The 6,457-nt window shown below is 73.7% G+C and carries 5 protein-coding genes and 2 pseudogenes; 5 read left to right on the forward strand and 2 right to left on the reverse strand.

Annotated features, from left to right (window positions below; genetic code table 11):
* Positions 1–161: 161 nt before the first annotated feature.
* From VIU94_RS36900 to VIU94_RS36915, 5 genes and pseudogenes are all read left to right on the forward strand, one after another.
* Positions 162–941 carry a polysaccharide deacetylase family protein gene (locus VIU94_RS36900; RefSeq protein ID WP_331918632.1) on the forward strand — a complete coding sequence of 260 codons (780 nt, stop codon included), beginning with the start codon at positions 162–164 and terminating at the stop codon, positions 939–941.
* A pseudogene (locus tag VIU94_RS44840) lies at positions 938–1,738 on the forward strand (glycosyltransferase); the annotation flags it as partial. The gene VIU94_RS36900 and the pseudogene VIU94_RS44840, both read left to right, overlap by 4 nt.
* Before the next feature lie 378 nt (positions 1,739–2,116).
* Positions 2,117–2,416, forward strand: coding sequence for a glycosyltransferase (locus VIU94_RS44845; RefSeq protein WP_414721071.1), 300 nt, complete (start codon positions 2,117–2,119; stop codon positions 2,414–2,416).
* Between the two features lie 11 nt (positions 2,417–2,427).
* The gene (locus VIU94_RS36910; protein WP_331918636.1) at positions 2,428–3,093 is read left to right on the forward strand and encodes a YveK family protein; all 666 of its coding nucleotides are present in this window, start codon (positions 2,428–2,430) and stop codon (positions 3,091–3,093) included.
* Entirely contained in the window at positions 3,090–4,244 is a 1,155-nt protein-coding gene (locus tag VIU94_RS36915) for a GNAT family N-acetyltransferase (protein ID WP_331918638.1), read from the forward strand. Before VIU94_RS36910 ends, VIU94_RS36915 begins: the two co-directional genes overlap by 4 nt.
* 713 nt (positions 4,245–4,957) lie before the next feature.
* Here VIU94_RS36915 and VIU94_RS36920 read toward each other — a convergent pair.
* Together VIU94_RS36920 and VIU94_RS36925 are read right to left on the reverse strand one after the other, a co-directional pair.
* Positions 4,958–5,957: pseudogene (locus tag VIU94_RS36920) on the reverse strand (glycoside hydrolase family 26 protein); the annotation flags it as partial.
* A 225-nt stretch (positions 5,958–6,182) separates the two neighbouring features.
* A complete protein-coding gene (locus VIU94_RS36925; protein WP_331918640.1) occupies positions 6,183–6,416 on the reverse strand; it encodes a chaplin in 234 nt (77 codons plus the stop codon).
* Positions 6,417–6,457 lie beyond the last annotated feature (41 nt).

Consider the following 6,457-nt stretch of genomic DNA (forward strand, 5'->3'; position numbering starts at 1 on the left):
GGCCGCCGTCGACGCCGCCGCGCCCCCCGCCCTCGCCCCCGCCGCCGGGATCGCCGCCGCCTGCGCGGTCGTCGCCCTCGTCTTCCTGCCGTCCGCCGCGCGCGCCGTACGGGCGCCCGAGGCCCCACCCCTGTTCCGTCCCGCACAACGGAGACTCGCCCATGTCCGCTGTCACGGCCCCCGACCGCGCCCGCGCACGGATCCGCCGGCTGCTGCCGACGCCGCCCCCGTGGGTGGCGATGTACCACTCGATCGCGGACACCGCGGATGATCCGTACCAAGTGACGGTCTCTCCCGTCCGGTTCGCCCGGCAGCTGCACTGGCTCCGCGACCGCGGGCTGCGCGGCGTGTCCGTGCGCGAGCTGCTCGCCGCGACGGCCGCCGGGCGGGGCCGGGGGCTTGTCGGGCTGACGTTCGACGACGGGTACGCGGACTTCCTGGACTCGGCGCTGCCGCTGCTGCGTCGGCACGGCTTCACCGCGACCGTGTTCGTGCTGCCGGGCCGACTCGGCGGGGAGAACACCTGGGACCGGCTCGGCCCGCGCAAACCGCTGCTCACGGAGGAGCAGATCGCGCGCATCGCCGAGGCGGGGATGGAGATCGGCTCGCACGGGCTGCTGCACACCTCCCTCGTCACCGCCGACGACGCCACGCTCGCCGAGGACACCCTCCGCAGCCGCAAGCTGCTGGGCGAGATCACGGGCACGGAGCCGTACGGGTACTGCTACCCGTACGGGGAGGTCGACGCGCGCGCGGTCCGCGCGGTGCGGGAGGCGGGCTACGAGTACGGCTGCGCCATCAGCCCGGGGCCGATGACCAGCACGTACGCGCTGCCGCGGGTGCATGTCGGGGAGCGCGACACGTCCTGGCGGCTGGCCGCGAAGCACGCCCTGCACGCGCTGCGGCGGCGGCGCCCGGCCGGGGCGGCGGCCCTGTCATGAAGGTCCTGCACATCATCACCGGCCTCGACATCGGCGGCGCGGAACAGCAACTGCGGCTGATGCTGCGGCACCTGCCGGTGGAGAGCGAGGTCGTCACGCTCACCGCGCCGGGCGCGGTGGCGCGCGGCATCGCGTCCGACGGCACCCCGGTCACCCACCTCGGCATGGCCGGAAACCGCGACGTCGGCGCGCTGCCGCGGCTGGTACGGCTGGTCCGGCAGGGCCGGTACGACGTCGTGCACACGCACCTGTACCGGGCGTGCGTGTACGGCCGGATCGCGGCCCGGGCGGCCGGCGTGCGGACCGTCGTGGCGACCGAGCACTCACTGGGCGACAGCCAGATCGAGGGCCGCCCGCTGAGCGCGGGCACCCGCGGCCTGTACCTGGCCACGGAGCGGCTCGGCTCGGCGACGGTCGCGGTCTCGGAGAGCGTGGCGCGCCGCCTGGAGGCATGGGGCGTACGCCCCGCCCGGATCCAGGTGGTCCCCAACGGCATCGACCGCACCCGCTTCGCCTTCGACGAGGACGCGCGCCGCGCGGCGCGGTCCCGCCTGGGCCTGCCGCAGGACGCGTTCGTAGTCGGCGGCGTAGGCCGCCTGGCCCCGGGCAAACGCTTCGACCGCCTGATCCGAGCCGTCGCCTCGATCCCGGAGGCCCGCCTGCTGCTGGTCGGCGACGGCGACGAGCGCGGCCGCTTGGAGACGGTGGCGCGGGAGTGCGGGGCGGCGGACCGGATGCTGCTGACGGGTGCGTGCGAGGACCCGCCGCGGGGTGCGGCGGGCGGAGCCACGGCCGGCCTGGGCGCGGTCGGCCGGAGCGAGGCAGACCTCGTCCACGCGGCGGCTCGGAGCGAGGACGGCCGCGCGGAAGGCCGGAGCAAGGACGGCCGCGTCTGCGCCGCGGGCCCGACCGAGCCGGGCGGCGGCACGGCGAGTCCAGGCGAGACGGGCCCAGGGCCGGCGCGCCGAAGCCAGGACAGCCGCCTCGCCCCGGTGGTCCAGGGCCAGGCCGACCGCCTCGCCGCGCCGCGCCGGAGCGAGGACGGTCTTGTCTCCGCCGCGGGCCGCTGCGACGCCGCCCGCGCGGGCGAAGCCCGCAGGGCCGCCGCCGGTGCGGGCGAGGGCCGCCTCGCTACCGCTGCCGAACTGCCCCCGCTCCCCTCCCTCCTGTCCGCCATGGACGCGTTCGTGTCCACCTCGCCGGACGAGGCGTTCGGGCTTGCGATCGTCGAAGCGTTGGCCGCCGGGCTGCCGGTGCTGTACGTCGCCTGCCCGGCGGTCGACGATCTGCCGCCGGACGCCGCGCCCGGTGCGCGGCGGATCGGGGAGTCCGTGCCCGAGTTGATCTCCGCGCTGCGCGGCATTCGGGAGGCGCGGCTCGGGCGGCTGCCGCAGCCGGCCGCTGCGTACCGGTACGACATCGCGCACAGCGCCCGGCAGTTGATGAACCTGTACGAGTCCCTCCCCGTGAAGTGAGCGAGCGACCCATGAGCCAGCGACCCGCCCCCGAACACCCGTCCCCGCTCGCGCTGCCGCGGGCCCGCGCCCGATGGTGGGCGCTGCCCGCGGCCGTCCTGCTCGGCGCCGTCGCCGGCGGCGGGTACGGGCTGGTCAAGACGCCGGAGTACGCGGCGACCAGCTACGTCATCGTCGTCCCAGGCGAGAAGTCCGACCCGGCGGCCGCGCTCGGCTTCGCCCAGGCGTACGGGCGGGTCGCCACCGACCTCGCGGTGACCGGGGACGCCCAGGTGTGGGCCGGCGTCTCGGCCGCGACGCTGCGCGCGAACGTGCAGGCCGCGACCTCCCCGGACGCGCCGATGATCTCCCTGACCGCGCGCTCGCCCCGCCCCGCCACCGCCGTCGCGATGGCCGACGGGGTCGCCCGCGCGCTCGTGCAGAACAGCACCCACACGTCCGCCGGCACCGGCGTCAAGGTCGTCCAGTTCTCCCGCGCGACGAAGCCGACCAGCCCCGTATCGCCGTCCGCGCCACTGTCCGCGCTGGTCGGCGGCTGCGCGGGCGGGCTCCTCGGCGGGCTCGCACTGCTGGTCCGGCCGAAGCGGGCGGAGGAGGGGCCGCAGGACGCCCACGACGTCCCGCCCACCGCCGCCGTCCCCTCCCCCGCCGCCTCCCCGCAGCCGGAGTCGGTGTGACCACCGCCGAAGTCTGCCGGGACGGCGCGGAGTTCGGGCGGCTCGCCGACGAGTGGGGGGCGCTGTACGCGCGTTGCCGTACGGCCACCCCGTTCCAGAGCCACGCCTGGCTGCACTCCTGGTGGACCTCGTACGGCACCCCCGGCGCCCTGCGGGTCCACCTCGTCCGGCAGCCCGACGGCCGCCTCGTCGGCGCGGCCCCGCTGATGCTGCGCCGCGGGCCCCTGCCCGTGCTCACCCCGCTCGGCGGCGCGATCACCGACTTCTCCGACGTCCTGCTCGACGACGCGTGCCCGGAGGCCGCCGACGCACTGGCCGCCGCGCTCGCCGACGCGGCCCGCACTGCCCTGATCGACCTGCGCGAGGTACGGCCCGGCGCGGCGGCCGAGCGGGTCTATGCATCCTGGCGCGGACCGCGCCGCCGCCTCGACGACTCCCTCTGCCTGGAGCTGCCCGCCGTCCCCATGGACGCGCTGCTCACGAGGATGCCCGCGGCCAAGGCCCAGCGCACCCGCGCCAAGCTGCGCAAGCTCGACGCGCTCGGCATCGAGGAGCGCGTGGTCCCGGGTGAGGACGTACCGGCCGCCCTGGAACGGCTCCTGACGCTGCATCAGCGTCAGTGGGAGGGGCGTGGCGTGACCGCCGAGCACACCAGCGACCGGTTCGCCGCGCATCTGACCCGCGCGGTACGGCCCATGGTGGACAGCGGCCATGCGAGGGTGACCGAGTTCCGGCTCGGCGGCGAGGTGGTGGCCGCCGACCTGACGCTGATGTCGCCGAGCCTCGCCGGCGGCTACCTGTACGGCGCCGATCCCGGCCTGCGCGAACGCAAGGTCGACGTGGCGACGATGCTGCTGCGGCACGGGGCGCGGGAGGCCGACGCGAGCGGCCGGACGACGCTGAGCCTGCTGCGGGGCAGCGAGCCGTACAAGAACCACTGGCGCCCCGAGACCGTCGGCAACCGGCGGCTGCTGCTCGCCCGGCGGCGCACCGGGCCGCTGCTGCTGCTCCGCGCGGCGGCGGCGGAAGCGCGGCGCTGGGCGGCCCGGCAGGCGCGGCAAGCGATGGGGGTCCTCCCTGCTCAAGCGAAGCCGAGAGCTTGGGGGAGGCTGGGGCGGCTGCTCGGACGGCGGCACGGCGGCGGAGGATGACCTCCGCCGCCGTGCGGTGGTGACGAGGGGGACGGATCAGAAGGGCCAGAAGCCGTCCAGGTCGTCCTTCCATCCCTCGGTCGAGACACAGACGGGCCCACCGATCCACTGCTCCACCCAGGTCCCGAGATTGACGGTCAGGCACTCGGGCTCGGGTTCGGGTTCGGGTTTGGGTGCCGGCTCGGGCTTCGGCTCGGGCTTCGGCTCGGGCTTCGGCTCGGGCTTGGGCTCGGGCTTGGGCTCCGGCTTGGCTTCCGGCTTTGGCTCGGGCTTCGGCTCGGGCTTCGGTTCCGGCTTCGGTTCCGGCTTGGGTTCCGGCTTCGGCTCGGGCTTCGCTTCCGGCTTCGGCTCAGGCTTGGGTTCCGGCTTCGGCTCGGGCTTCGCCTCGGGCTTGGGTTCCGGCTTCGGCTCCGGCTTCGGCTCGGGCTTGGGCTCAGGCTTCGGCTGAGGAGTCTCTGGCTTCGTCTCCGGCCGCGGGAGCGGCACCGTCGGGTCGACCGACTCCGTGGGATCGGTCGGCTCGAACGGGTCGGCCGGATCCGCGGGCTCCGTCGGGTCCGTCGGCTCCACGGGCCACGCCGGATCGTTCGGCACATCCGGGTCCAACGGCTCCACGGGCCACGCCGGGTCGTTCGGCACATCCGGCTCGGTCGGATCCGTCGGCTCCACAGGCTCCGTCGGATCGGTCGGCTCCACCGGATCCGCCGGATCCACATCCGACAGCATCTTCCGGAACACATCCGCCGCCTGCGGATTCTCCGCACACTGCCACACCCCGTGCGGGCAGTAGTCCGTGATCGTGTGGTAGAGCGGTTTGTGCTGTTCCATCCATTCGAGCATGCGCCGCATGTACTCGGGATTGTCGCCGTTCCGGAAGAGCCCCCATTCCGGATACGAGATCGGCTTTCCGTGCGCCTTCGCGAAGTCGACGTGCTGCTGCAGCCCGTACGGCTCGCTGATGTGCCGGTCGAAGTCCATGCCCGGCGGCTGGTCGTACGAGTCCATGCCGATGATGTCGACCGACTCGTCGCCCGGGTAGCACTCGGTCCACGGCACCGCGTCGCGGCCCCGGCTCGGCGTGAAGTCGAAGCGGAACTTCTGCCCCGGGACCGCGCGCATCGCGCCCACGATCCGGTTCCAGTACGCCTTCCACGCCTCCGGGTCCGGCCCGCAGCGATGCGTGTAGGTGATCCCGTTCATCTCCCAGCCGAGGACGACGACGGTGTCGGGCACCCCGAGCCCGACCAGCCGCTCCGCGAGGGCCGTGAAGTGCCGGTCGTACTCCCCCGCCGCGCCGCGCCGCAGCTGGCGTCGGACCTCCTGGTCGGAGACGCCGGCCTCGTTCTGCTCCAGCATGGGGACGTTGAGGACGAACAGGCGATCGGACTTCTGCTTCCGCCATGTCGCCCAGGACTCCAGGAAGCCGGGCTTCCCCTCGATGTTCGACCAGACGTCCCCGGGCAGGTACGTGTGGCCGACCCGCAGCTCCTTGCCGCCCAGCCACTTCGACAGCTCGGCGATGCGGGCGACGCCGCGGGGGCCGTAATCGAGATAGGCGCCCAGCGCGGTGGACAGGGTGGGTTTGGGGTCCCGTGAACTGTTGGATTCGGCGGCGTGACTCGGTGAAGACAAGACGACTGAACCTGAGGCGAGGAGACCTGCGGTGAACACCCCCAGCCACCTGCTCGTCGTTCTTCTGTTCCCATGGGCCATGGCCATACTCCTTCACACATCGCGCCGCGTACCGTCGCCCCAGATGTGCTCAGAAAATATGATTAATAAGCCGACCAGAAAGGCAGTCACCTGATCAGGCGTCAGAACCCCTCGCTCGAATGGCGGCAAAGGGCCGGGCACGCCACGAAGTCCAGGCATGACGAGAGGCCGGTCCCGGCCGGGCACGGTGCGCCCGGGCCGGAACCGGCCCATTCATCTCTTGCGTCAGGAGTTGACGCAGACGTTCCCGACCGTCGGGTTCACCAGCCCGATGACGTTGATGGAGTTGCCGCAGGCGTTGATCGGAATGTGGATCGGCGCCTGGACGACGTTGCCGGACAGCACACCCGGGCTGCCCACCGCCACGCCGATCGCCTCGGCGTCCGCGAAGGCGGGCGAGGCCACACCCATGGCGAGGACGATTCCGGCGACGACGGTCGCAGCCTTCTTACACAGCATTTCGCCTGATTCCTTTCTGCGGCGGAGGAGAGTCGCGACTC

The organism is Streptomyces sp., assembly GCF_036566765.1.
Lineage (GTDB): Bacteria > Actinomycetota > Actinomycetes > Streptomycetales > Streptomycetaceae > Streptomyces.